The organism is Paenibacillus sp. 32O-W, from assembly GCF_007679495.1.
GTDB lineage: Bacteria > Bacillota > Bacilli > Paenibacillales > NBRC-103111 > Paenibacillus_L > Paenibacillus_L residui.
In genome coordinates this window covers 53540-78670 of record NZ_VEGP01000017.1, presented here as the reverse complement: position 1 = coordinate 78670, position 25131 = coordinate 53540, and the positions used below count along the sequence as shown (strand labels likewise).

Here is a 25131-nt window from a genome sequence, read left to right as displayed (position 1 = left end):
CATGCTTTCCTAAAATCCGGTCGTTAGCCGCCCCTACAATTTCCGCTTCTGCATCATGGGGATGCCTACTCGCCGGGTAATCTCCGCCAGCACCGTCCACCGCCGTCTGCGGTAAGCCGGCAAATGCTTGTCATATACGGCCGTGTACTCTATCTGCGGAAGCGCGCCCCGGCATCGCTTGAAGCCCGCCGCTCCCGAGCTCTCGTTGAGCAGCAGCCCCTGCCGCTCGGCCTCGCGGACTAGCACAACGGACAGCATCCGGTAGAGACCGGTATCTGCCGGCAGGCTTGTGTCATAACCGAAAATGGGTGTGGTCATGATTCCATTCCGGCGATAATAGCCGAGCACGGCATCGATCCGGCCTTCGTTGCGCAGAACCATCAACCGCAGAGTGCCCTCGCGAAGCGCCGTTTCAAAAAAACGTTCGCTGAATTGGGGATTGCACAGCGAATATTTTTGCAAATACAAGGCATTGTACAATTCCAGCATGCGCGGCACATCATCCGATGTGAGCCCTTCCGGGCCGACCACTTCATATCCGCTCTGCGCAAGCAGCTTTCCGTCCCTCTTCATCAGCCAGCGGGCTTTGGAAGGAAGCGTCTCCGGCTGCACGGTATTGAGCAGGTAGACTTGGCGGCTGCCGACCATCTTGTAGCCCTCGCGAAGCAGCGCCTCATACCAATCCGGGTCGGTGGCCGGATTGACCGACCGGAAGACCAAGGCGTGCTCGGGGAAGGCTTCGCGCAAACTGGCGGTCAGTTCGCTTACTGCGCCCTCCTGCCATTTCGGATACAAATTGGTGGACAGCAGCCAATTGTTGATATGGACCGCCTGGTTGATCCGGCCCTGCCGCAGCCAGTATCCCATCGAGCGGATAACGCTCCGGAGCACCGTCTCCAATCCCGGACTCCGGAGCAATGCCAGCTCCTGCAAAGTATACGTAACATAATGGGTGTAGGGAGAGCAGACGTAGGAATTGTCGTACTCCGCCTCGTTAACCGTTACCGGCAGCAGCATTTCGTTCACCTTGGCCAGGAGACATCGGGTACTCACATTACCAATAAAATTCCCGCTCCCGAAGCGAAGCATCGGCAGCCAATAGCTGCGGGTGTATCGCGCATCCTCCGTATCCGGCCATTCCATCCGGTCGGCATCGGCCCGGTCATACAGCTTGACAGACATCAGAGAGCGAACCTCCTCTCCACCCTCCTCAGCTTTCGTTCGCGCGGTCCCCGAACGTACTCGCTGTAACGAATATTGGGAGCATGGCAATGCAGCCTGCTGCAGAGCTCCGTCAGCGCCCGGCTTACCTGCTCCCGGCAAGCGGCTTCCAGCTCCGGCCGCACCTTCAGCGAACATTCTACGAGCCGTTCGGAATGCTGGATGATGAGGTATTCCTCGATCTCGGGCGAAGCGGACAGGACCGCCCTGCGGATGAAGTCCGGAAATACCGGCTTCCTGCGGCCGTCGGCAACCGAGTGCAGATAGAACAGATCATCGCTCCGGCCCTCTATCTGCTCCAGGGCAAGCAGCTTGGAGCCGCACGGGCAGGGCTCCTTCCTTTCGGTCAGAATATCGTTGAGCCGGTAGCGGATAATCGGCTGCGTTCTTCTGCGGAAATCGGTCAGAATCGGCACGAATTTCCGCTCCGCCCCTTCCAGGTATTCCTTCTCGACAACCAGCAGATCCTCGTTCAGATGAAGAGTTCCGTGAGAGCAGGTAAAGCCGAGGAATCCTTCCGTACACTGGTAAATCTGATGCACCTGACGGCCAAAGCACTCTCCGATATACCGCTCGTCTAACGGGTCCAGCACTTCCGCTACGGAGACGATCTTGTCCGGGCGAATATGCAGAGCCCCCGTCTTCACCGCTTCGGCCAGCAGCCTCAGAACCGAGGCGGGAGCGACAAGCAGGGTCGGACGGTAAGTGTTCAATTGGGACACGTGCTTCTCAATCGGCTCCAACAGATCGAAGTATTGAAACTCAATCCTTCCCTTGCGGACCGAGGCGTACAAGTTGCTGTTCGCCCGAAGGAAGAACGCCACCCGATGCTTCTGCAGCAGGCCTCCGGGCAGCACCTTGGCCATAATGGTTCCGGCCCAGGCCATCTGCTCCTGCCGGCTGACCAGAAACACTCCCCGATGCCCTGACGTTCCCGAGGACAGACCGACCGTGATTCCGCGAACCGTCGGGGAGAAATCGCGGCATTTTTCCGCCTCCCAGGCAGCCTCCAGCGCTTCCTCCAGGCCGATTCCTTCCGTGTTCAAACGGTCAAAATGCGCCATCATTTCCCGCTTATCTATAACCGGGAACTCCCGCCACTGCTCCAGAGGCAGTCCCCCCGCCGCTTCCCGGTAGTACGGCGACCTCGCCAGCACGTACCGGAGATGCCTCCTCACCTGCCATTCCTGCCACAGGAGCAGCTCTCTGCGGCTGCCCCAGCTCCGTCCGTATTTGGTCGATATATAGTTTCCGAGAAGCGTTAACGGCTCCTTGATCCGACTAAAGTTGTTCATCCGTTCGCTTCCTCCACCATTTCACAAATTCATGCAAACCTTCCTCCAAGGAAACTCTCGGACGATAGCCCAGCTTCTGCTGCGCAGCCCCTATATCCAGCGTCTGACTCGTTCCCAGCACTCCCGCCGAATACCGGGTAATCAGAGGCTCCCTGCCTCCGGCAAAAACCTTCGCAGACCATTCCAATATTCCGGCCAACCGGTAGATCGTACGTAAGGATATAGGCTTCGCCCGCAGCGGCTCATCCAGAAGCGAGAAAACCTTGTTCAGCAAATCCAGCAGCCGGACCGGCTCTCCATTGGTAATATTAAATTTCCGGCCGAGGGCCGAAGGGCCGGCTTCCGCACAGAGCAGCAGAGCATCCACCACATTCTCAACATAAGTGACATCCATCAGTGCCTGGCCGCCATTAATAAGCGGAACTTTGCCGCGTTCATTGGCTCTGAGAAGACGGGGAAGAATGGCCCGGTCCCCCGGTCCGAACACCGCGCGGGGACGGATCGTGACAACCTCCAGCCCGGCTTCGTAAGCCCGGTCCGCTTCCTGCTCCGCCAGCAGCTTGGTGGCCGCGTACGCGTTGACCGGCTTGGCCGGCAGAGCATCGTCCTCTTTAATTCCGAGCCGGTCCGTGTAATCGAAATAGATGCTTGGCGTAGATACATGTACCAGTCTCTTTACCTTATGCTCCAAAGAGCCTTGGGCTATATTTCGCGTTCCAATCACATTGCTGTTATAAAAATGCTCGTACTTCCCCCAGGGAGAGGACAGAGCTCCGCAGTGAAATACGATATCCTGCCCGTCGCAAGCCTTCCTGATCGCTGCCTCATCCGCCAAATCTGCGGGGACAAAAAGAATTCCGTCAGCAGCAAGGCTCCTGCCCTCCTGTAAGTTACGTCCTACGGCCGTTACCTGCCAGCCCATGGCTTCCAGCCGTCTCGCCAGCTTGCCTCCGATGAAACCGGTCGCTCCGGTAACTAATGCTCTCATCGTTCCCCATTCCACTCCATATCTATGGTAGTCGCTTCCGCAATCGATATTCCGTGCTTCCTGCTTTTCCGCCAGAAATGCAGCAGCATTGGCCATTGGGCGGCCAAAGGCGCCGGATCGTCCCAGCGAAAGACCGCATCCCGTCCCCGAAATACTGCTCTCATCCAGTCCCGGGCACGGGGCAGGCTGCTCATCCCCTTCCATGCATACAGCAGCATCGCTCCTTTCAGCACCGTTGGCCGATTTCCCGACGGGGTGAGAATGGAGTCGGACGCAGTATCGAGGAAGGCCCGATCCAATCTGTCCTCCGCCCGGAACAGATGAATACCGCTGGTTGCCCGCGGGTTACATTCCAGCGGGTAGAGGGTCCCCTCCTCCGTCTCGATAAAATCGAAGGCGATCTGCCCCGTGAACCGGATCGCCGAAACCATACGGGCCACCCATTCCTGCAATCCGGAATGCTCCTCCCGCTCGAAGCAGACGCAGGCCCCTTGCCCCGCTGTAAATTTTGACGCATAGACCGCATGGGCGGTCAGCCTTCCATCATGGGCAATCCCGTAGGTGCAGTAAGGCTTACCCTCTATGAACTGCTGACCTACCCATGGATATCTGCCAGAGGCCGGAATATCCCCGGCGGCTTCGCCCCCTCTGACGATACGGACCTTGGAGGCAAACCGCGAATAGACGGGCTTCAATACATAACACCGCAGTGGATCGCCTTCTTCCAGGAAGGCCTGAACCTCCCCCGCCGAGGTCAGAAGACGTGTTTCGGGTACCCGAAAGCCGAGCCGCTTCGCCGTGTCTATAAATTCCCATTTATTATGAAGAAGGCTCAGCTTGGAAGCTTCGTCGACCAGAACCTGACATAGAGGAAGCAGCCTCTCGCGGAACCGCGAGACCGCGAACACCTCCTCGCAGGTCGGAATGAGCATATGCACCCGTTCGCGTTGAATAACATCTGCCAAAGCTTCTATATATTGCTGCGGGCCATCATTGACTTCCGGAAGCACATAGTTTCCGGCCACCCGCCTCGACGCCCCGCACAGCGTTCGGGCGATGCTGTCCGCCGTGATGACCCTATGACCGGCAGCCGACCATAATCTGGCCAGCTCCAATGCGGCCGGAGCGCGGCCACCGGTAATCAGAACCGTCAGCGGGCCTTCCCCCTCTTCTTGTGCCGGTCTAGTAGACAAGAACCATTCCTCCCAAAGACAGCCCGGCGGACGTCCCCAGCAGCAGCACGCGGTCCCCGCGCTTCATTCTTCCTTGCACGGCGGCTTCATGCAGCCCCATTGGAATCGAGGCCGCAATTGTGTTGCCGTGGTTCGGCGTTATATAAACGAGCTGCTCCTGTGAAATCCCCAATCGGCTCGTTATAAGCCTCATCGCCATGGCACTCCCCTGATGCGGAATGACATGCTGAATGTCGGCCATGCTCAGGCCTGCCGGGCGGAGCAGCTTGTCAACGAAAGACGGCAGCAGCTTCGCGGCCATCTTGAAGATGGCTTTGCCATCCATATGAAAGAGGAAATCTTCCTCCCTGCCCGGCCCATGCTCCCGCGGATGAATCCGGGTGCCGCCTCCGCGGATTTCCGAATACCGGGCTCCCTTGCTGTATGTCTCCATCCTTGAACATATAATTCTCGATTCCTCTTCTTCCGCCGACCGTCCAATGACAACGGCGGCGGCTCCATCCCCGAACAAAGCTCCGCTCTCCTTATGGTTCCAGTTCAAGCCTACAGAAGCTATCTCGGTAGACACCAGCAGCACCCGCTCATATCTTCCCGCTTCCACCAGATACGAAAGAAGATCGAACCCGGTCAGGAAGCTCAGACAGGTAGAATTGACATCGAAGCTGGGAATCCCGCTGTCCTCCCCGCCCATAGCCTTCTGAATCAAAGAGCCAGTGGACGGAATAGGCTGCTCCGCAGTTCCGCTGGTACAGACCAGACAACCTATATCGGATAGCTTTAGGCCGGCATCCTTCAGAGCTTCCTCAGCGGCTGCGGCCCCCATCGCAGAGGCGGTCTCCCCGTCTGCAAAATGACGGACACGCACATCCGTCTTACGCAGCGTCCATCCATCCGGAGTCCCCAATCGCCGGTCCATTTCGTCGGAATAAATCCGCCTTGCGGGCAAATATTTCCCCGTACCCAAAATTTTTACATTTCTGATTTGCATAGTAAAGACTCCCTCATCCCATTAGCGCCTGAATATCCATTCAGGAGAACTTTTTAGCTGTCTAAAAATATGAAATTTTTGTTAACGACATTTTTCCCTAATTCGATATTTCTTGTAACCAATATAAGTTCGATTTTACCGATGTCACAAGTATTATATCATTTTATGTAAAGATGCCGGAAAAACTAAGCCTTTTGAACCAAAAAAGTAATACCTAATAATACTAAGGATTACTTAGAAACACCAAGAAAATAGCCGTTTTTCTTTAGTGATAAGTTTTATTTATGGACCAAAAAAAGCATTTAATTTCCTTTTATCAGACATTTCCTCTATAATAAACAATTATCAAGTTTGCAGGTCGTCATTTTGTTCAAATTTCATTCTAAGAAAGGTTGTTGATACCCATGCATGCACAAGTTGTCGGACAGATAGAGAGCCTTAATCCTTTTGAAATTGTACAGAGACAAATCGACTCTGCGGCAGCCGTCCTGGATCTGCCCAGCCACGTAGTCGAAATTCTCAAGAAGCCCAAACGCGTATTGGCGGTTTCCTTCTCGGTAAGAATGGACGACGGATCGGTAAGAGTTTTCGAAGGGTACCGCTCTCAGCATAATGACGCGATCGGACCGACCAAAGGCGGCATTCGCTTCCACCCGGACGTGACGATGGACGAAGTGAAGGCCCTCTCCATGTGGATGTCTTTCAAATGTGGAGTGGTCGGGCTTCCATACGGCGGCGGCAAAGGCGGAGTTATCTGCGATCCCCATGAATTAAGCAAAGGCGAGCTGGAGAGAGTTAGCCGAGGCTTTATGGAAGCTATTGCGGATATTGTAGGACCTGAGAAAGATATCCCTGCACCGGACGTGTATACTACCCCACAAATTATGGGCTGGATGATGGATACTTACAGCCGAATCAAGGGCTATAACTCTCCCGGAGTGATTACCGGCAAGCCTCTCATCATTGGAGGGTCCAAAGGACGGAATGAAGCTACCGCCAGAGGCTGTGTCTACACAATTATCGAAGCTCTTAAAGAGCTCGGCCGGACTCCGGAACAGACGACGGTCGCCATTCAAGGCTTCGGAAACGCCGGACGGATTGCCGCCGACCTGCTGACCGAGATGGGCTGCAAAATTGTTGCCGTAAGTGACTCCAAGGGCGGCATTTACAATCCGGAAGGACTGGATCTGAAAGAGGCTGAACGGCTGAAGGATACGGCTTCTCTTCTCGACTATGGTGCCGAGTACCATATCTCTAATGAAGATTTGCTTGCTCTGGATGTAGATATTCTTATTCCTGCGGCTTTGGAAAATGTAATTACAACGGCCAATGCCGACCGAATCCGTGCGAAAATTATCGCAGAAGCCGCTAACGGTCCGACGACCCCGGGCGCGGACAAAATTCTGAACGAAAAAGGAATCATCGTCATACCGGACATTCTGGCCAACGCCGGAGGAGTTACGGTTTCCTACTTCGAATGGGTTCAGAACCTGATGAATCATTACTGGACGGAAGAGGAAGTCAACAGCAAGCTTCAGGAGAAAATGGTTCACTCCTATCACGCAGTGCGTAATTTGGCCAAGGAGTATAATACCGACTTACGTACGGGAGCCTTCATGATTTCCTTGCTCCGCATCAAAGAAGCTATGGAAGCCAGAGGCTGGGTATAATCCCGAAATAATCGCCAACTATATATAAAAACGGGGCTGTCCCAAAAGCGTTCGCATAAAACGGGAACATCCCAAAAATGAAGCAAAAAGGACCTCAAACCCCGCTCTGAGTGGGGACGGGGTCCTTTTTTTGCAGCCAAACTCTAGGTGGGACTTGAAAAATTATAGATCGACTTATGGAGACAACCCCGTTTCCTGTTTATCGGATGTGGATGAATGGTACTCCATCGTTGCGGTTAGGGGTTCTAACTGTATTTTGTACAGTTAGATTCAAGGCGGCGGCGCAAAGCGACTGAACTAGCTGGAAAAACTACATTTAAAATCAAGTTTTTTTGCAGATATCACCTTTTTTGCCCAAACTACCTGTAGGTTTTCCAGTTAGTTGCCGTTTGCAGCGGAAAAGGAACAAATTAGCTGTATAAAATCCATCTAGACCCCCACGCCTCTGGCCGCGGCACCATCAGATTGTGAAAATGGGTGGATTTTCAAGGTAGTTAGACGCCTATGCACCTGGAACGAATTTCCATGCAAAACTAATACTATCTTACATTTTGAAACCAGCGGATTCAAAGGCAGCCCCCCAAGCCCCTAACGGGTCGCCTGGCGCATCTTCCCCTGTTCCTCCTTCATTTGTTGGTAAATATCTTGTCTCAAGCGGATAAAATCAGGGTCCGTTAGCAGGGCCTCCTGCCGTGGGCGGGAGAAAGGAACGTCTATTTTCCTAAGCACCTTGGCGGGCCTGCTGGAAAAGAGGTAGACGGTGTCCGACAGCAGCAGCGCTTCTTCTATATTATGTGTTATGAACAGCACCGACCGTTGATGGACCTCCCAAATATCCAACAGCCAGCTCTGCATTTCCGTTCTCGTTAATGCATCCAACGCGCTGAACGGTTCATCCAGACAGATCAGCTCCTGCGGACTGAGCAGGGCCCGGAGGAAAGCCACACGCTGCTGCATCCCCCCGGACAATACATGGGGATAAGCTTTCTCGTAGCCGCCTAATCCGACTCTGGAAAGCCAGACTCTTGCTTCTTCCAGAGCCTCCCGTTTGGGCAAGCCGGCAACCTCTCTGGCGAGAATGACATTGTCCTCGATCGTCCGCCAAGGGAATAGCGCAGGCTGCTGAGGCATATAGCTTATATGTCCTTGCTGCCCGGTTACATCTTTCCCTTCCATGTTCACCCGTCCCCCTGTAGGCCGGATCAGGCCGCCGATGATGTGAAACAGGGTGCTTTTTCCACAGCCGGAGGGCCCTATAATGGAGACGAACTCCCCCTTGCGCACGGTTAAAGAGACCTCGTCCAGCACCGGAGCGGGTTTTCCTTTCGTATTGAAAATTTGAGTAATATGGTGCAGCTCCAGTTGATTTTCCAACGCCTTGTCCTCCATTCCGTTCAAAATATGCAGAACCCCTCAATAATCCCACCAGCCAACCCCTCAAGGAAAACGGCAGTCGCCGACCTTGTAGAACTGAATAAGCATGCAAAACTTATACCTGTAATTTAAAAAAGCCCCCTTCCCCGGGAGCGCGCATGCCAAATCAAAAAGCGAATCTGCTGCTTTCCTACGCTGGCATTACCCAGATCAGGTTCAGAAAGGGTCAGTATCTTTAAGGGATACAATCTCAGCCGGCCGGATTCCAGCACCCCTGGCATCTAATATTCATGTTATTTATAATTTTTCCGATAGTGTCTGACGAGCTTAAGCCGCTGCCTTTGTTGGCGCAGCCCCGAAACTCAAGCGGTACTTAACCGGATGGATTCCTTGAGATTCTGCTTCGCCCAAGCTCATTCACTCTGATGACATTATAGACCCTGGTGCCGGAATTGTCCATTAGCGCCCCTTTTCTCCATGATGCTGAACAAGTAGCTCTTTTTTTCTCGGAATAGGTTTATCGATTGGCGAAATCATAGTAATATATTGGGGTAGTCCATTTTGTTTTGTAAGCCGCCTTGCGGCACGATTATACCCTGTTACAAAAAGGAGGAAGCAAGGAGACGTGACTTCCCGGGAGAAGAGATTCGGATCATTCCCTCTCTAATACTCGTATCACGTGTATCTTTGCGAAGATTATGAAAAAAGCACTAACCATTGCAGGTTCCGACAGCAGCGGAGGCGCCGGAATACAAGCCGACCTCAAGACTTTCCAGGAGCTCGGAGTCTATGGCATGACCGCTCTAACTACCATAGTCGCACAAGATCCGCATAATAATTGGTTTCATAACGTCTTCCCGATTTCCGCCGATGTTCTGGAAGCCCAATTGGAAACGATCATTTGCGGAATCGGAGTAGACGCTGCCAAAACCGGTATGCTCGGCTCCATCGAGATTATCGAGATGGCGGCCAGCAAAATCGAGAAATATCAGTTGACCAACGTCGTCGTGGACCCGGTTATGGTCTGCAAGGGGGCGGATGAGGCTCTTCATCCGGAGACGAACAACAGCCTGCGTGACGTGCTCGTTCCGAAAGCGCTGGTCGTGACGCCGAACCTGTTCGAGGCTTCCCAACTAAGCGGCTACGGCCCGATCAAATCGGTGGAGCAGATGAAAGAAGCAGCGGTGAAGATTCATTCGCTCGGAGCCAAATACGTCCTGATCAAAGGCGGCGGCAAGCTCGTCAGCGAAACCCGTGCGATCGATCTGCTGTACGATGGGGAGACCTTCGAGATTCTGGAATCGGAGAAGATCAGCACCACCTATACCCATGGCGCAGGCTGTACCTACTCATCCGCCATTACTGCTGAATTGGCCAAGGGCAAGAGCGTCCGGGAAGCCATTCACACGGCCAAGAAGTTCATTACGGCGGCCATTCGCCATTCCTTCGCCCTGAACAGCTATGTCGGCCCCACGAACCATGGCGCTTACCGCAATTACGAGGGCGGCAGCATTTAATACAGTCATATGAAGCCCGCGGCCTGTTAAAGGAAGCGGGCTCTGCTTTAGCTTCAAAAACGGAAAATTAGTATCACCTCATCCTTCTTGATGGTTTCTGATTTCCAAATAATGTGATAAAGTTTAGATGAAAACACTTAACTTCGTTCCATATCAAAGGAGGAAGAAAAAGATGGCTGAATTGGATACTACTTTACAGATGCTCAAAGATTTAACCGATGCGAATGGAGTGCCCGGCAACGAGGACGAGCCCCGTGCGGTTATGAAGAAGTACATAGAGCCCTACTCCGATGAAGTGACTGTAGATCGGCTGGGCAGCTTGATCGCCGTTAAGAAAGGGAAAACCGAAGGGCCGAAAATTATGATCGCCGGTCATCTCGATGAAATCGGATTTATGGTAACGCATATCGATGACAAGGGCTTCCTCCAGTTTCAGACGCTGGGCGGCTGGTGGGAGCAGGTTATGCTCGCCCAAAGAGTTACCGTGGTCACCCGTTCCGGAGAGAAAATTCCGGGAGTCATCGGCTCGAAGCCTCCGCACATTCTCTCGCCCGACGCCCGCAAGAAGCCGGTAGAGAAGCGAGATATGTTCATCGATATCGGCGCGTCCAGCAAGGAAGAAGCAATGGAGTTCGGGGTCCGGCCGGGGGATTCCATCTTCCCGGTATGTGAATTTACGGTGATGAAGAACGACAAGCTGCTGATGGCCAAGGCATGGGATAACCGGATCGGATGTGCCATAGCGATCGATGTGCTTCGCCAGCTGAAAGATGTCGATCACCCGAATACCGTATACGGCGTCGGTACCGTACAGGAAGAAGTCGGCCTGCGGGGAGCGAAGACGGCTACGAATCTGATTCAGCCGGATATCGGATTCTCTGTAGATGTCGGTATTGCCGGCGATACTCCGGGAATCAACGACAAGGAGGCACTGGCCAAGATGGGCAAGGGCCCGCAGGTGCTGGTTTATGACGGCTCCATGATCTCCCACCGCAGGCTGCGCCATCTGGTCACGGATACGGCCGACGAAGCGGGAATCCCTTACCAGTTTGACTTCGTCGCCGGAGGTGGAACGGATGCGGGAGCCATCCATCTGACCGCCGGAGGCGTTCCTGCTCTTGCCATCTGCATTGCGACACGCTATATTCACACGCATGCAGCCATTCTGCACCGTGACGATTATGAAAATGCGGTCAAGCTTCTTGTAGAAGTCATCAAGAAGCTGGATCAGAAGACAGTGAAAGAAATCATCTACGGATGACGTACAAAAAGCTCCTAACGGAGCCTCTTCGAAGACGAATAACCCGGTTTTAAAGGTAGCTTTTTATGCCAATTAGAAAGTTGTTCCATTTTAATGCTTTAATGAACTTAAACTTTCTAATGTGGTTAAAAAACCGCCCAGGAACTCCGATCAGGAGATTCCGGGGCGGTTCTGTTTTTAGCTTCTCCCTTTCAAACCGCCCTTTAATTTCGGACTAACCGTTCAGGAAGAGCAGCAAGACTAGCAGAAGTAAATGGATCATTATAAATCCGGCCAGAATTGGCTTGGATATGCCCGGGCTTCGCGGCCCTTCGGCAGCGGTTGCCTTGGACTTTTTCGTACTATGCGGACTTTCAGGCGAACGAAGTGGAAGCACATGGCGACCGGCGACCACATAATCGGCCTTCCTGCTTCGGGCCGCGCTCTCCGCAGGCTCCTCCTCCAGCAATCTCCGCATAGCAAGCTTGGCTTTAAACGAATAGGAAGAAGACAAGTCCATAGCGGCAGCCAAATAATGCTTCAGCGCCTTGGAGTAACTCCCTTCTTCCTCACACTTCGCCCCAACCCGATAATGAGCTTCCGCACAGGAAGGGTTCACATACCGAAGCACCTTCTCATAATAAGAAGGGTCCCCCCGGTTCAAGTACAGATTATGCTTCACGTGAACGAGCTGTTTCTTAAGATAAGAGGGAAATCTCCCCGCCCCCCGATAGCAGGAGTCCGCCGTCCCCGGCTTGCCGCTCCTCATACATGCCGTCTCCTTCCTGCTTACACGCTATAGTTTGTCCAATACGAATCTTTCTTCTTAACCTATAGCTATGTGAGCAGGAGACGATCTATGACTTTATAAGTTTGTGCAGGTATGACGAATGCTATTCCATTAGTGCTCTTGAGCAGGCTCAGGCTCAGCGACTCTTCTGGGAAGAAGGAAGGAAGCCAGGAAGCCAGCGATAGCAATCACAAACAACGCGACAAATACATGGTGAACCCCAAAAACAAGCACCTCGCGCAAGCTCTGCCGAACCGCTTCCGAAATATCCCCTGCCTGCTGGGGATTGATCAAGTTATTCAGACCATCCAGGTCCACCGCTTCCCCTTGCACACGTTTCTCATTAATGGCCGTCATCAGCCTGGCGTTGAAATAAGTCCCCAGCAGTGCAGCGCCGACCGTCTGGCCGAGGCTGCGGAAGAATACGTTGGAGGATGTCGCCACTCCGCGCATCGACCAATCCACCGCGGACTGTACACTGACCGTGCTCATTGTCAAAATCAGACCGAACCCCATTCCCTGTATGGTCGTGATAAGGTACAGCTGAAATTGTGGACTGTCCATCTGCAGCAGGGAGAGCCATAGCGTAATAATGAGAATCAGACTGTATCCGGCGAGGGAAGTGAAACGAACCCCTCTCTTAACCAACAGCTTTCCGCACAGGAAGGAACCGATCGTCCAAACCAGGGACATCGGGGTCAGCACAAATCCCGAACGGGTGGCGCTATATCCTAGTACTCCCTGCACCCACATCGGGAGATATACCGTCACTCCAATCAGAATGGCACTGACCAGGAAAGCTACGATATTGGCTAACGTTATTACACGGACACGGAACAGCTTGAGCGGAATCATCGGGTCCTTCACTCTTGACTCTATGTATATGAATAAGAGCATTAATACAATAAAAGCCGCAAAAAGAACAAGAACCGTCGGCGAAGTCCATTGATGATCTTCCCCGCCTCTCTGTAAGGCGTAGAGGAGAGCGAACATGGCTGCCGCGAAGACCGCCGCTCCCCAATAGTCGATATTCTTTTTAGTCTTCTCGAATTTTTCCTTGAAGGATAGTGCCAGGATCAGCATCGCGGCAAATCCGAACGGAAGGTTGAAGAAGAATATCCAGTGCCACGAAATCTGATCGACGAAAAATCCGCCCACTAACGGTCCGAGCAGCCCGGACACTCCCCACATCATGCCCAACAATCCGATCATCTTGGACCTCTGCTCGACCGGAAAAATATCTCCAATGATAATGGAGGCGATCGGTATGACGGCGCCGGCTCCTATTCCCTGCACAGCGCGAAATACAATAAGCTGTCCCATCGTCTGCGAAATGCCGCACAAGGCGGAGCCTAACAGGAAGATAAGAGTACCGGCAAAGAAGATCCGCTTGCGGCCAAACAAGTCAGACAGCTTGCCAAAGACAGGAACGGTTATAGCCGATAACAACAGGTAAATGGAGAAAACCCAGTTCATTAATTGTATTCCCTGCAGATCGCTTACAATCTTGGGCATGGCCGTACTGACGACCGTTCCTTCAATTGCGGTCAGGAAAGTTAAAATCATAAGCGAAGCCATGACTAATCGCGTATTTGTTTGCATCCTTTTCCCCCCGATCTTATTACCAATGTCTTTTAGTATATCAAATCCTTCCTTATTTGTATGAAGTGCCTATTAATTTTTCTTCTATATGGAACTATATTCCTAGGCGTCCCTTACTGTTTTCCGCTATAATTTATAAGGATAAAATAAGGTTCATTCATATAGATAGAACCAATGAAGGATGGAGATAATGAAACCGCAGCGTGCCAGACTAACTTTTAGCACCACCGATGTCCTGAAATTTGTCATTCCCTCTGTCATCGGTATTTTATTATTTATGACCCCGCTCATGTGGAAAGGGCAAGTGACCATACCCATCGCCATACTGGCCAAAGAACTGCAGGCCCTTCTGACGGATTGGCTCCCGCAGTTAACATTCTTCTTGATCGCGGTCAGCTTTATAGGAAGTGTCATCGTCAAACTCCACAAGCCGGCTTGGCTTGCGCGCAGTCCCTTTTGGACCAGCTTGTTTGACGTGCCTCCCTTCTGGTTAATCATAAGAGGACTAGGGGTATTGTTCGCCCTGGCCACTTTATTTCATATCGGTCCGGAATGGATTCAATCCGAAGATACCGGTCAAGTCCTGCTGTTTGATCTGCTGCCGTTATTGTTCGTCGTATTTTTGTTAGCCGGGATGCTGCTGCCGCTGCTGGTCAATTTCGGCCTGCTGGAGTTCATCGGGGCATTGATGATTAAGGTGATGAGACCCCTCTTTACTCTGCCCGGGCGTTCTTCCATAGACTGCCTGACCTCCTGGCTGGGAGACGGAACGATCGGCGTCCTGCTTACGAGCAAACAGTACGAGACCGGTTACTATACTAAACGCGAGGCTGCCGTCATCGGGACGACCTTCTCGGCCGTTTCCATCACCTTCTGCTTCGTTGTGCTTGCCCAGGTGAAACTGGAGCACCTGTTTATCCCATTTTATATTACCGTCAGTCTTGCCGGATTAGTGGCCGCCATTATCATGCCGCGGATTCCCCCGCTTTCCAGGAAACGGGATACTTACTACGATTCCGACCGGCCGGCGGAGAAGGAAGCCATCCCCGAGAATTACACGCCATGGCGGTGGGGGGTATCGCAGGCTGTCCGTAAAGCCAAGGAGAATACGGGCATGAGAGGCTTTGCAAGCGAAGGTCTCAAAAATATTATGGACCTATGGATCGGAGTCGTTCCCGTAGTTATGGCTATTGGAACGCTGGCCTTGATTTTGGCGGAATATACCCCTATTTTCAAATGGCTCGGACTTCCGTTCCTGCCTCTGCTTGAGCTTATGCAAGTTCCTGAAGCCCAGGCCGCCTCCCAGACCATGATCGTCGGATTTGCCGATATGTTCCTGCCGACGGTGCTGGCCGGCTCGATCGAGAGCGAGCTAACCCGCTTCGTTATCGCAGCGATTTCGGTTACGCAGCTCATCTATATGTCCGAGGTGGGAGGATTGCTGCTCGGTTCGAAAATCCCGATTTCACTGAAGGATTTATTTATTATTTTCATAGAGCGGACCCTGATTACACTTCCGGTTGTCGTTCTGGCGGCCCATCTCATTTTTTAAAATGTGCATGCTGTTCCAATGACGGCCTATGTTTCTGGAGCCCTTGGAAGCGGAAAATTTTTTTTCAAATACTAGCCATATGTTTTTCCGATCTGCTAAAATAATTCCGTCCTGCTTTCCTTTATACAAATGGTTTACGAATTTTTGAAGAAAGCTGCGAACGGCGTTAATCATTGACCGGTATTCTAAGGGTAGTCGGTTAACACCATGAACGAAAGGAGCACGGCTCGAATGAATGACGATCCTAACATTCTGATCCTGACCGCCGGTTATGGTGACGGCCATATTCAGGTAGCCAACGCTTTGCGGAATGAATTCCACACCCAAGGTGTACGCAGCGTTCATGTGCTCGATTTGCTGGATGAGGCCCACCCCCGGTTAAACTCGTTGATCCGATATATTTATTTAAAGAGCGGGCCCTCACAACGGGCAGGCTTCGACTATTACGGCTGGAGCTACTATTCTACCCGAAATCTAAATTATGATAAGTGGCTGGCCAAACCGCTGCTTGCTCTCGGAAGGCAGAAATTCAAACAGGTCATACGCAGTCTGCTTCCGGATGCGGTGATCAGCACTTTTCCCTACGTTCCGGTCTCGCCTCTGTGCAGAAAATCGGGGATAGCGATCCCGACCTTTACCGTCCTGACCGATTTCGCCCTGCACAACCGTTGGATGATCTCGAAATCGGACCGCTTCTATGTTGCCACCAAGGACCTGAAGGAAGCTATGATTCAGAGGAAGATCCAGCCCCGGCAAATTATGGTCAGCGGAATTCCGATCCGGGAATCGTTCTATGCCTCGGTCGATACCTGCAAGCTATATGAACAGTATGGATTGGACCCGGGCAAGCCGGTTGTTCTTGTTATGGCCGGCGCCTACGGGGTCCTGCAGAACATGAAATCGATTCTGGAGCACCTGACTGCATTGGACAACGTCCAGTTTGCGGTCGTTTGCGGCAAGAACGGCAAGCTCAAGGAGGAACTGCAAGCCCGGTTCGCGCACCAGCCGCAGGTTAAGCTTCTCGGTTACGTGGAAACGATCCACGAGTTAATGAGGCTGGCCTCCTGCATCATTACCAAAGCCGGAGGAATTACTCTATCGGAAGCTATTAAAATGAATGTCCCTATCTGTATCTTTAAGCCGTTTCCGGGCCAGGAGAAGGAAAATGCCCGTTACTTGAACGACAGAGGGGCCGCCCTCGTGGCCAGAACGGCTGAAGAGCTGCAGGAGCAGATCCGGAAGCTGTTGTCCGATCCGGTCGCCTATAGAAGAGTGAAATCCGCCATCTCCAGAATCAATTCGCAGCAGCAGCCTCATGCGGCGCGGTCGATTACCCTGGATGTGCTGGAAACCGTAAATCGGTTGGGAACGCACCATCGAAATCACATGCCGACGCATGAACGTATCCCGGTTCCGATGGACCGCTTGTCTTTTTGATCTTTTTGGATCTTTTTGGACATTTTCGACCATTCCTACCACAGTCCTATCAAAAGCTATTTCATCATTTGATATACTAGTCCATGATTCTATCATACTAAAGCAGGTGAACCTGAATGTGGGAAGAGTTTAAGAAGTTTGCTTTAAAAGGAAATGTTATGGATCTGGCGGTGGGGGTTATTATCGGGGCGGCCTTCGGCAAAATTGTGACTTCCCTGGTAAATGACATCATTATGCCGATCATCGGTTTGCTCATGGGCGGAGTGGATCTGTCCAGCCTGCAATACCCGCTCGGGGATGCTTCCCTGAATTACGGCGTTTTCCTGCAGACGATCATTGATTTCTTCATCGTGGCTTTCTCCATCTTTCTTTTCATTAAAGCTTTTAACAAATTAAAGCGCAAGGAAGCCAAGGAAGAGAAATCGGAGCCGCCGGCTCCGTCCAAAGAGGAGCTTCTGCTGACCGAAATCCGCGATCTGCTTAAGCAGCAGAAGAACGGATAAGCATCGGTCGTTCGTTGACCGAGGGAAACGGCCATATTGAACGTTATCCGTATATGGCCGCTCCCTGCAATTCTCCTTTGTCCATCCCTTCAGGCTTCTTTACATTGCGCTGATTTCCATGCTAAAATGTAACTCGTTGGGTTACAAAAGGAGGAGGGGGCATGTTCTCTAACAGCCAGTTTGCTGTCGCTGTTCATATGCTGGTCTTTATTGCCCGGGGTCAATTTGACCAAGTCACTTCGGAGGAAATGGCGGAAAGCGTCAATACGAATCCGGTTGTTATACGCCGCATCCTGTGCAGGCTGGCCAGGGGTAATCTGGTGATCTCCCAGCCTGGTGCTCTCGGCGGAACCAAGCTGTCCCGTCCGGCGGATCAAATAACCCTTCTGGATGTTTATCATGTGATCGAAGGGTGCGAAGCCTACTGTCTGCACAAGAGCCAGCCCAGCGAAACCTGCGTTGTAGGCCGTAATATGCTTCCGGTGCTTGAAGGGATTATGCAGGAAGCGGAGGCCGCTGTTAAGGAAAAGCTGTCCCGATACACGATTGAAGATGTGCTGAGGCAGGTCCTTAAGCTTTAGCCCTGCTCTTGCCCGATTCGTAACCAATTCGGTGACGGATAGTTGAGTGTTAGCGGAACACCTGCCACCCTAATTGTAACCAATACAGTTTCTTATTCTATTTCTTATACTTACAAGGAGGATTTCACCAAGATGTCTACCGTATTATTCGTTAAAGCCAATAACCGGCCGGCTGAGCAAGCAGTCAGCGTTAAGCTTTATGATTCCTTCCTGCAATCCTATCGTCAATCTCATCCTGAAGATGAAATCATCGAACTGGATTTGTTCGCGGAGAACCTGCCTTATTACGATGCCACAATGATCAATGCGATGTTTAAATCGAGAAGCGGCATGGAGTTGAGCCCGGAAGAGAAGAAGGCAGCCGATTTGGTGCAGAAGTATTTGGACCAGTTCCTGCGGGCCGACAAGGTCGTCTTCGCTTTCCCGTTGTGGAACAAGACGGTTCCCGCCCCTCTGCATACCTATATCGATTACTTAAACCAGGCAGGACAGACGTTCCGTTACACGCCGGAAGGGCCTGTAGGCTTGGTCACTGGCCGGAAAGCCGCAATTCTGAACGCCAGAGGCGGAATCTATTCTGAAGGACCTGCCGCCGCACACGAAATGGCCGTCAATTTCGTAACAATGAACCTGCAGCAGTTCGGGTTTACAGACTTCACTACAGTTATCGTCGAAGGGCATAATCAGTTCCCGGACAAAGCGGCCGACCTTATTCAGAAGGGGATTGAACAGTCCGCTCAAGCGGCTCAATCGTTCTAGACCAACAACAGGAGCAAAAACCCGGAGGACCGTTCAGCGGTGCACTCCGGGTTTTTCTATGTACGTTGATGATGATTCTGACCGACAACCCTAGTGTTACTTACGGTGCCAAGGGGTGCCCAGATACTGCAGCGCCCAACGGTCCACTCCGTACCAGCCGGCCACTTTCCATGCCAGCACCAGCCAGGTCGCCAGTATAAAAAACAACGGATTGGTGCTGACCGTACCGGCAAACAAGAAGGCGGCGTTCATCAGCCCGCCGAAAAAGGCGGCAATTCCGGTCAGCAATCCGACAATAAGTCCCAAGCCTACAAGCACCTCTCCATAAGCTACCATAAAGGAGAATACTTTCGCATTCGGCAGCACAAAATCCTGCAGGAAGGAAGCATACCATCCGGTTACGTCTTTTCCTTCCTCCGCCTTGGCCAACGCCCCTCGGACAAAGCCCTCGATTGCCGTACCGGCTTTCTGCCCCGTCCAGACCTCGCTGGTCACCTTGCCCCATCCGGCTTTAATCCATTGATATCCGAGATACAAGCGAATGACCAGCCAAATTATCGCTGATCTTGTACTGCTGAACAAAAAGTGAGAGACGGGGTTATCCGGGATAACAATTTCATTCCCCACTCTGATTGGACTTAATTCTTTACCGGGTTGACTCATTCTCCTTCTCCTCCTGACTAAATTCTGAACTCATGCGCTTCTGGCGCGCCATCTGCATACCAGCACGCATGCAGAATATCCCCCTCTTCCCCGCCTGTGAATTGCCTTCCGGGCGCCCTGTCATGCGGCGCTGCAAGACAGACGGTTCAACGGAGGATTATAAACGAAACAGTTTCTCACTTCATCCGAATACTTGCCCCCTTCTATCCAAGGCTTTAGGACATCAGACCTACTTCAACCTTTTTTATATTACTAAAGGATTATCGGCAGAATGATCCTGAAATTTGAGAAATTTATGAGCATCTTTCACAAATTATCGGGCTTCCATGAAAATTGCTTCGTTATAAGCAGTGTAAACCTACTCCAGATGCCTCTTAACCATGTGCATCTGCTCGGCTTCGCCGCTGGCCAGGAGCCTGTCCCCGACTTGAATCTGCGTATTGCCATGAGGAATAATGAACGATTCGCCCCGGTAAATTCTTAAGACCAGCACCCGCTTGAGGAAAGACAAGTCCCGCAGGAAGGAATTATGGTAAGCCGGATTATTCATGCGGATTTCCTGCAAGGAATCATCCTGCTGGGTGATCAGCTTCACCGCGCTCGGATGCTCAATCAGCGCCTTCAGCAAAATTCGCGAGGCATACAGAGTGGAGAAGACCGCCATTCCCTGGCGCTGCGCCATCTCCTGCTTCTCCGGATCCTCTACCCTGACAATAATCCGTTCCAGCCCCAGACTGCCGGCATGCTCCGCCAAGCGGATATTCGCGTCATCATCCATGCTTCCGAATACGATGATATCGGTGTCATACACTCCCCGTTCCTCCAGCTCCCGGCTATCCAGGGTCACTTCCTCCACCTTCAAGCTCTGTCCGGCCGTTTCCGGGTTCCAATTACTCCGTTCTTCCTCCGAGCCGGTCTGCGAGGTATATAGACGGATATCATAGCCTTCCTTGATCAAATCCCGGGTTACCGGCATCGTTACGTGATTAATTCCGACAATGGAGACCCGTGTCCGCTTATCTGCTTCGTTGGGATACACTTTATTGAACAGGACGGGGAATAGCAGACAGGTCAGGATGGCTTCGAGAATAAGGGCCCCATGGAGATGCTCGTCAATGATTCCCATCTCGAGCGCGATCGTCGAAGCGGCGATGACCAGGCTGAGAGTGGATGACATCAGCAGCCCCGAACCGAGTACTTTGCGCCACGGATACCAAATGTTCAGCAGCAGGGACGGGATCATTTTGGAAATAAAGATGGCAAAGATCAGAAGCGGAATGAGCAGGAGAATACTCGGATCCGCGAATAAGGACCACAGGTCCAGATTAACTCCGACCATTACGAAGAAGATCGGAATCAGAAAGCCGTACCCGAATGTGTCCAACTGGTGGGCAAACTCCCGGTTGGGCATCAGCAGCGAAACGATGACTCCTGCCAGGAAGGCGCCCAGAATATTTTCTACACCCAGCGTTTCGGACATGACCACGAACAGCAAAATCAGCGCAAACACAGCGCGTGTGCCCAACTGAACCGTTCCTTTGCCCAATATGGCAAACCAGCCTTTGTTCGTGAACCGCCGGAAGAAGAAATAAAATACGAAGACAAGCAGGAAGAACAGAAGCAGAAGCAGCATTTTCGTCACATCGTGAGCCAGTGCGCTCAAATAAACGGCAAGCAGGATCATCGTCACGAAGTCGGAAATGACCGTCACGAGCAGAACCGTTTGGCCCAGACCCGTATCCATCATTTTCTTCTCCTTCAGCACCGGCATGACAACACCAAGAGAAATTGTAGCGATAATGAGCGTCATCAAATAAGGCTCCGTAACAAAGCCCAGCAGCATAAGTCCGTAAGACAAGCCGTAAGACAGCAGTAGAATAAGAACAAAGATCAGAATGGAGATGACCAGCGGATTGGGCTCCTTGCCGCGGCCTCCCGTCTTGCGAAAAGAAGAGAAATCGATTTCGACTCCGCTAAGAAACATTAAATAGATAAAACCTAACAGCGACAACAAACTGAGCCATTGATCCTCGGTTACGAGATCGAATCCGCTTTTGCCGATGACAAGGCCCGCCACAATCTCCGCAACCACAACGGGCAGCGCCCGCAGCTTCAACTGATGCAGCAGGATGGGAACGAGAAAAGCGATGGCCACAACGATCATTAAAGATGTGAGCGAGGTTGAATTCTCCATAGACTACGACTCCCGTAATAAAATAAAATTGAAGCTTTATCCTAATTTACCCAAAAGCTTACTATACCATCAACCTTAAAGAAGCGGAATAATCAAAAAAAAACTAAAAAACTTTTTTCCACATCTCCGGTAAAATATAAAATAAAATAGAAGTGCTTAGACCGTAAATGCGGTACATCCATTTCCTTATTGGAGGTGCGAATGATGGGCGGAGGATTGTGGGTATGGCTTGCGGCTGCCGGGATCTTGGCTGTCTTGGCACGAATCGCATACTCAAGAGCAGCGCTTATAAGGAGTTCGATTACAAGAGAGATGCCCAGGGGAAAATTATCCTGCTGGATACACCGCGAATGCGGGCGGATGCGGCTTTTGCTTATGACCAGACTATTGCAATGGAGAAACGGGGGCATAAGTTGTCCAACGGAATGAGCTGGAACGAGGATTGGCTGCGCACCATCCGTTCCATCCGGCGAAACACCGAAAATCCCGAATGGTACGTTCAGTATATCATCGAGCAGCGGCGAAAGGCGGGGTTGCCCGAGCTCGAAGGGGTCGACGAGGCTTAATCATATCATTTTTGCGGCTTGGCAAGGGCAGTAAGTAATCCTAAAGCAATATAGGTTCCACCGGTTAGTCGGTTATGGATTTTCGCTTTTACCGGGCTTCTCACTAACATTAAGTTGTCGACTTCAGTACCCGCGATACCGCCATTAAACAACCGGCCAACAGGAAAATGCAAATACAAAGAATATAGGAATAGCCGTTAAAAAACAAGTTGTAGGTATATTCATTAAACCATCCTTTGTTAAAGATAACGGATGCGGGATTGGAAGGTAATCCGCCCAGATGATCATTTACGTAATGAATTCCACGGGCGCGAAGCCTCAACCATAAGAAGGCTATCGAAACCAGCAATAAGATGATAAAGCCGCAGGTCATTGGCAGCCTATGTCGAGTTTGAAGAAAGCGATAGCTATGATAAGCAACGACAACAGCCAGTGTCAGTAAGGGAACGAAAAGAAGCATGAGAAAAAGAAGGGCCGGATTCCCGTTCGATAATCGGCTCGATGTGGACAAGGTCATACGGGACATAATGGAGAACCCGGCATACCCTATCGCCAGCAATATAAGAAACCCGGTCCAGCGCAAAATGGCATTTTTCGATATCCAGATTAATAGCACAGGCAAGCCGGTAACCAGGCAGGCGATCAAAAAGAGGCTTATGATTAATAATAGTAGAATAACCCACACCTTCTCCCTGTTAATATAAGGTATAAATCTTAGGTTTCATTTTCAGCCCGTATAAGAGACAGTTCCGGATCATCGTAAGCCTTGTTACGCTAAAAAATGGATTCGGGCTCCTCTTATGAAACATAACATTCTACAGCCTCTTCCGCTACCCCTGGACATCCATTTTTTTCTTAACATCCGGGCGGAGTATCTTAAAATTAGTTTCAAACCGATTGAGAGGCTTAGCCAACAAACCACGAAAGAAAAAAAGCGAGGCTAGTGGGTAAATTCCCACTAACACTCGCTGTATTCTCCCTGGCCATTTGTGTGGGGAAGCCCCCGACCCAAGGCTTACATTTGCCAAGCACGACGCAGAAAGGATTAGCCGGATTCAGGCTCGCTAACGAACTTATGGAGACTGTCGATTAATGCTGTTCAACCAAAGATCATGCGAAAATCCTGCACGGTTTGGTTTTAACGGACCCCAGAGACCTTATTCGCTCCAAAAGGGCCTTTCGGTCATTTTAACGGAATCGGATGACCTTATTCCAAAGAATGCAGGCGAAAGTATGAGGATTTCAATGAAATAAGGGCGTCTAGGTCCGTTAGTCTAAAATAACGGCTTATTTTGACGAAATAGGGTCTTTCAGATCCGTTACGTTTTCACTGTTGGATTTTTCACTAAGTGCAACATCCTGTTAAACGCCTTTCCAACAATGAATCGACAGCCTCTTATGGACCGCTATTCCGTCAAAAACGATACTTTTCAAAAATTTAACGAAACTCGAAATCGTTATTAGGGTGAAAGACTGCCCCATAACCCTCTATTTTGATGAATAGCGATCGGTAGTTTCGTTAGAAAACGGGGAAAGCTCTTTTGGGGCAAATAGCGCTTCTATGTTTCGTTAGAAATGGAACGGCCATGGGGCTGAACAGCGATTTCGATGTTCTCGTTGGAAAGGAGAGCTCCTTCTGGGCAAATAGCGTTTCTATGTTTCGTTAGAAATGGAACGGCCATGGGGCTGAACAGCGATTTCGATGTTCCGTTGGTAAGGGGAGCTTCATCTCCCCCCAATAACGTTGCTATGTTTCGCAAGAAAGGCGGCTTCCGTCCTGTACCATCCTGCCACCTTGGGCTTTTCAAGGCTTTTCAAGGCTTTTCAAGGCTTTTCAAGGCTTTTCAGGGCTTTTCAAGGCCTATCCAGACTCTCCATCTCCGTACAAGCCAGAATAAACGCGCCGACCCCGTGCAGGTCATTGTCCTGTACCGGACGGGTCACATAGTTGGCATAGTCGCCTGCGGAGGTTCCTATGCAAATATCGGGAATGATCACATGACCCTGATCATTAAACCGCAGCCTGCTCAGCAGCCCTTCGTAGCCGGCCCATGCCGACTGCAGCTGCTCTCTGCCTGCGCAGCCGTGCTTGATCGCTTTGGCGATCGTGTAGACGAACAGACTGGTGCCTGACGTCTCCAGCCAATTATCGGGAAGCTGCCCTTTGTCCACCACCTGGAACCAGAGCCCGCTTTCCCGGTCCTGATATCGGGTTATGGCGCTTACGAAGGAGCTTAAAGCCGCTTCAAGCTCTGCACGCCCCGGATGGGACGCGGGAACGAGATCCAGGAAGTCGGCCAGCGCCATCCCGTACCAGCCCAGAGACCGGCTCCAGAACTCCGGAGAACATCCGGTTACGGGGTCGGCCCAGGGAAAGCTTCTCTTCTCGTCCCAGGCATGGTACAGCAGCCCGCTCCTTTCATCTTTCATATACTTACGCATCAGCTTCTCCTGATGAAGCGTCAAATCGATTAGCGTATCATCCCCGTATTGCGCGGCATATTTTAACGCAAACACGCCGCCCATATAGAGCCCGTCCAGCCACATCTGGTAAGGATACTTATCCTTGTGCCAGATCCCTCCTTCGGAGGTCCGGTTGAGCGTCGTGAACAATTGCCTGAGCTTGTCGGCGGCTATCCGGTATCTGGCTTCGCCGTACCGCTCATCCAGCGTGAAGAGCAGCAAGCCCGGCATGATGGCGTCCAATTCATCTCTCGCGAAGTAGAAATTGCCTTCCTCATCGATCAGTCGATCCACATATTCCTTAGGATAGGTCAAATAGATTTCCTCTCCGGTTTGCCGCCACACCTGGAGCATTCCGTACAGGAACACACCCTGGTGGTAATGCCAGCGATTCTCCGGAGGAAGCCGTTCCGGGCGATAAGCCGCCATCAAGGCGTCACAGGCCGCCCCGGCCCACTGAATGGGAGAATAATCCGTACGCGTTACGTTTGGATCAAGCTTGTTCATAGTAAAACTACACTCCTCTATTGTCTGC

At 51.6% G+C, this 25131-nt stretch carries 22 protein-coding genes and 1 riboswitch; of the genes, 10 read left to right on the top strand and 12 right to left on the bottom strand.

Annotated elements, in window-relative coordinates; genetic code table 11:
- Window positions 1-33: 33 nt before the first annotated feature.
- From FS806_RS09315 to FS806_RS09295, 5 genes are read right to left on the bottom strand one after another with little or no spacing between them, the layout of a single operon-like run.
- Window positions 34-1182, bottom strand: coding sequence for a GNAT family N-acetyltransferase (locus FS806_RS09315; RefSeq protein ID WP_144934929.1), 1149 nt, complete (start codon window positions 1180-1182; stop codon window positions 34-36).
- Entirely contained in the window at window positions 1182-2516 is a 1335-nt protein-coding gene (locus FS806_RS09310) for a F390 synthetase-related protein (RefSeq protein ID WP_144934926.1), read from the bottom strand. Before FS806_RS09310 ends, FS806_RS09315 begins: the two co-directional genes overlap by 1 nt.
- A complete protein-coding gene (locus FS806_RS09305; protein WP_144934923.1) occupies window positions 2503-3504 on the bottom strand; it encodes an NAD-dependent epimerase/dehydratase family protein in 1002 nt (333 codons plus the stop codon). Before FS806_RS09305 ends, FS806_RS09310 begins: the two co-directional genes overlap by 14 nt.
- Window positions 3501-4697: an ATP-grasp domain-containing protein gene (locus FS806_RS09300; protein ID WP_144934920.1), complete on the bottom strand. Its 1197-nt coding sequence runs from the start codon at window positions 4695-4697 to the stop codon at window positions 3501-3503. The genes FS806_RS09305 and FS806_RS09300 overlap by 4 nt, the downstream gene beginning before the upstream one ends.
- Complete coding sequence (locus tag FS806_RS09295; protein ID WP_144934918.1) at window positions 4687-5685, bottom strand: beta-ketoacyl-ACP synthase III; 999 nt, start codon at window positions 5683-5685, stop codon at window positions 4687-4689. Before FS806_RS09295 ends, FS806_RS09300 begins: the two co-directional genes overlap by 11 nt.
- A gap of 404 nt (window positions 5686-6089) precedes the next feature.
- Here FS806_RS09295 and FS806_RS09290 point away from each other — a divergent pair, with 404 nt between their 5' ends.
- Complete coding sequence (locus FS806_RS09290) at window positions 6090-7355, top strand: Glu/Leu/Phe/Val family dehydrogenase (protein ID WP_144934914.1); 1266 nt, start codon at window positions 6090-6092, stop codon at window positions 7353-7355.
- Between the two features lie 588 nt (window positions 7356-7943).
- On the opposite strand, the gene FS806_RS09285 is transcribed toward FS806_RS09290, so the two are convergent.
- Window positions 7944-8744 (bottom strand): ABC transporter ATP-binding protein, encoded by an 801-nt coding sequence (locus tag FS806_RS09285; RefSeq protein WP_144934968.1) that lies wholly within the window; start codon window positions 8742-8744, stop codon window positions 7944-7946.
- Between the two features lie 155 nt (window positions 8745-8899).
- Window positions 8900-9015, bottom strand: a riboswitch (TPP riboswitch).
- A 412-nt stretch (window positions 9016-9427) separates the two neighbouring features.
- On the opposite strand from FS806_RS09285, the gene pdxK reads away from it, so the two are divergent.
- A complete protein-coding gene (gene pdxK / locus FS806_RS09280; RefSeq protein WP_144934911.1) occupies window positions 9428-10246 on the top strand; it encodes a pyridoxine/pyridoxal/pyridoxamine kinase in 819 nt (272 codons plus the stop codon).
- Window positions 10247-10418: 172 nt separating this feature from the next.
- The gene (locus FS806_RS09275; RefSeq protein WP_144934908.1) at window positions 10419-11507 is read left to right on the top strand and encodes a M42 family metallopeptidase; all 1089 of its coding nucleotides are present in this window, start codon (window positions 10419-10421) and stop codon (window positions 11505-11507) included.
- 214 nt (window positions 11508-11721) lie between these two features.
- Here FS806_RS09275 and FS806_RS09270 read toward each other — a convergent pair whose 3' ends face one another.
- Entirely contained in the window at window positions 11722-12255 is a 534-nt protein-coding gene (locus FS806_RS09270) for a hypothetical protein (protein WP_144934905.1), read from the bottom strand.
- 132 nt (window positions 12256-12387) lie between these two features.
- Entirely contained in the window at window positions 12388-13878 is a 1491-nt protein-coding gene (locus FS806_RS09265) for an MDR family MFS transporter (protein ID WP_144934902.1), read from the bottom strand.
- A 181-nt stretch (window positions 13879-14059) separates the two neighbouring features.
- Between FS806_RS09265 and FS806_RS09260 the strand changes: the two genes are divergently transcribed.
- The 5 genes from FS806_RS09260 (at window position 14060) to FS806_RS09240 (ending at window position 18710) form a co-directional block, all read left to right on the top strand.
- Window positions 14060-15430 carry a YjiH family protein gene (locus FS806_RS09260; RefSeq protein WP_222126627.1) on the top strand — a complete coding sequence of 457 codons (1371 nt, stop codon included), beginning with the start codon at window positions 14060-14062 and terminating at the stop codon, window positions 15428-15430.
- Window positions 15431-15661: 231 nt separating this feature from the next.
- Entirely contained in the window at window positions 15662-16867 is a 1206-nt protein-coding gene (locus tag FS806_RS09255; RefSeq protein ID WP_186328292.1) for an MGDG synthase family glycosyltransferase, read from the top strand.
- 116 nt (window positions 16868-16983) lie between these two features.
- Window positions 16984-17370 (top strand): large conductance mechanosensitive channel protein MscL, encoded by a 387-nt coding sequence (gene mscL, locus FS806_RS09250; RefSeq protein ID WP_144934894.1) that lies wholly within the window; start codon window positions 16984-16986, stop codon window positions 17368-17370.
- A 161-nt stretch (window positions 17371-17531) separates the two neighbouring features.
- Entirely contained in the window at window positions 17532-17951 is a 420-nt protein-coding gene (locus FS806_RS09245; protein WP_144934891.1) for an Rrf2 family transcriptional regulator, read from the top strand.
- 132 nt (window positions 17952-18083) lie between these two features.
- A complete protein-coding gene (locus tag FS806_RS09240; protein WP_144934889.1) occupies window positions 18084-18710 on the top strand; it encodes an FMN-dependent NADH-azoreductase in 627 nt (208 codons plus the stop codon).
- Between the two features lie 96 nt (window positions 18711-18806).
- Here FS806_RS09240 and FS806_RS09235 read toward each other — a convergent pair whose 3' ends face one another.
- Together FS806_RS09235 and FS806_RS09230 are read right to left on the bottom strand one after the other, a co-directional pair.
- On the bottom strand, window positions 18807-19373 hold the full coding sequence (locus tag FS806_RS09235) for a DoxX family protein (protein ID WP_144934886.1): 567 nt from the start codon (window positions 19371-19373) through the stop codon (window positions 18807-18809).
- A gap of 358 nt (window positions 19374-19731) precedes the next feature.
- Complete coding sequence (locus tag FS806_RS09230) at window positions 19732-21567, bottom strand: cation:proton antiporter family protein (protein ID WP_144934883.1); 1836 nt, start codon at window positions 21565-21567, stop codon at window positions 19732-19734.
- Window positions 21568-21791: 224 nt separating this feature from the next.
- On the opposite strand from FS806_RS09230, the gene FS806_RS09225 reads away from it, so the two are divergent.
- Window positions 21792-22133 (top strand): hypothetical protein, encoded by a 342-nt coding sequence (locus tag FS806_RS09225; RefSeq protein ID WP_225312790.1) that lies wholly within the window; start codon window positions 21792-21794, stop codon window positions 22131-22133.
- Window positions 22134-22242: 109 nt separating this feature from the next.
- On the opposite strand, the gene FS806_RS26120 is transcribed toward FS806_RS09225, so the two are convergent.
- Window positions 22243-22593, bottom strand: a complete 351-nt coding sequence (locus FS806_RS26120) for a hypothetical protein (protein WP_222126626.1) — start codon at window positions 22591-22593, stop codon at window positions 22243-22245.
- Between FS806_RS26120 and FS806_RS26115 the strand changes: the two genes are divergently transcribed.
- Entirely contained in the window at window positions 22592-22837 is a 246-nt protein-coding gene (locus FS806_RS26115; RefSeq protein ID WP_222126625.1) for a hypothetical protein, read from the top strand. The genes FS806_RS26120 and FS806_RS26115 overlap by 2 nt on opposite strands.
- A gap of 1150 nt (window positions 22838-23987) precedes the next feature.
- On the opposite strand, the gene FS806_RS09215 is transcribed toward FS806_RS26115, so the two are convergent.
- Window positions 23988-25103, bottom strand: coding sequence for a glycoside hydrolase family 88/105 protein (locus tag FS806_RS09215; RefSeq protein WP_144934877.1), 1116 nt, complete (start codon window positions 25101-25103; stop codon window positions 23988-23990).
- Between the last annotated feature and the right edge of the window lie 28 nt (window positions 25104-25131).

What these genes read in the sequence shown, in the direction of transcription:
- FS806_RS09315 (WP_144934929.1), bottom strand. Translation starts at nt 1,182, where the DNA reads ATGTCTGTCAAGCTGTATGACCGGGCCGATGCCGACCGGATGGAATGG.
- FS806_RS09310 (WP_144934926.1), bottom strand. Translation starts at nt 2,516, where the DNA reads ATGAACAACTTTAGTCGGATCAAGGAGCCGTTAACGCTTCTCGGAAAC.
- FS806_RS09305 (WP_144934923.1), bottom strand. Translation starts at nt 3,504, where the DNA reads ATGAGAGCATTAGTTACCGGAGCGACCGGTTTCATCGGAGGCAAGCTG.
- FS806_RS09295 (WP_144934918.1), bottom strand. Translation starts at nt 5,685, where the DNA reads ATGCAAATCAGAAATGTAAAAATTTTGGGTACGGGGAAATATTTGCCC.
- FS806_RS09290 (WP_144934914.1), top strand. Translation starts at nt 6,090, where the DNA reads ATGCATGCACAAGTTGTCGGACAGATAGAGAGCCTTAATCCTTTTGAA.
- FS806_RS09285 (WP_144934968.1), bottom strand. Translation starts at nt 8,744, where the DNA reads ATGGAGGACAAGGCGTTGGAAAATCAACTGGAGCTGCACCATATTACT.
- pdxK (WP_144934911.1), top strand. Translation starts at nt 9,428, where the DNA reads ATGAAAAAAGCACTAACCATTGCAGGTTCCGACAGCAGCGGAGGCGCC.
- FS806_RS09275 (WP_144934908.1), top strand. Translation starts at nt 10,419, where the DNA reads ATGGCTGAATTGGATACTACTTTACAGATGCTCAAAGATTTAACCGAT.
- FS806_RS09270 (WP_144934905.1), bottom strand. Translation starts at nt 12,255, where the DNA reads ATGAGGAGCGGCAAGCCGGGGACGGCGGACTCCTGCTATCGGGGGGCG.
- FS806_RS09265 (WP_144934902.1), bottom strand. Translation starts at nt 13,878, where the DNA reads ATGCAAACAAATACGCGATTAGTCATGGCTTCGCTTATGATTTTAACT.
- FS806_RS09260 (WP_222126627.1), top strand. Translation starts at nt 14,060, where the DNA reads ATGGAGATAATGAAACCGCAGCGTGCCAGACTAACTTTTAGCACCACC.
- FS806_RS09255 (WP_186328292.1), top strand. Translation starts at nt 15,662, where the DNA reads ATGAATGACGATCCTAACATTCTGATCCTGACCGCCGGTTATGGTGAC.
- mscL (WP_144934894.1), top strand. Translation starts at nt 16,984, where the DNA reads ATGTGGGAAGAGTTTAAGAAGTTTGCTTTAAAAGGAAATGTTATGGAT.
- FS806_RS09245 (WP_144934891.1), top strand. Translation starts at nt 17,532, where the DNA reads ATGTTCTCTAACAGCCAGTTTGCTGTCGCTGTTCATATGCTGGTCTTT.
- FS806_RS09240 (WP_144934889.1), top strand. Translation starts at nt 18,084, where the DNA reads ATGTCTACCGTATTATTCGTTAAAGCCAATAACCGGCCGGCTGAGCAA.
- FS806_RS09235 (WP_144934886.1), bottom strand. Translation starts at nt 19,373, where the DNA reads ATGAGTCAACCCGGTAAAGAATTAAGTCCAATCAGAGTGGGGAATGAA.
- FS806_RS09230 (WP_144934883.1), bottom strand. Translation starts at nt 21,567, where the DNA reads ATGGAGAATTCAACCTCGCTCACATCTTTAATGATCGTTGTGGCCATC.
- FS806_RS09225 (WP_225312790.1), top strand. Translation starts at nt 21,792, where the DNA reads ATGGCTTGCGGCTGCCGGGATCTTGGCTGTCTTGGCACGAATCGCATA.
- FS806_RS26115 (WP_222126625.1), top strand. Translation starts at nt 22,592, where the DNA reads ATGAGAAAAAGAAGGGCCGGATTCCCGTTCGATAATCGGCTCGATGTG.
- FS806_RS26120 (WP_222126626.1), bottom strand. Translation starts at nt 22,593, where the DNA reads ATGCTTCTTTTCGTTCCCTTACTGACACTGGCTGTTGTCGTTGCTTAT.
- FS806_RS09215 (WP_144934877.1), bottom strand. Translation starts at nt 25,103, where the DNA reads ATGAACAAGCTTGATCCAAACGTAACGCGTACGGATTATTCTCCCATT.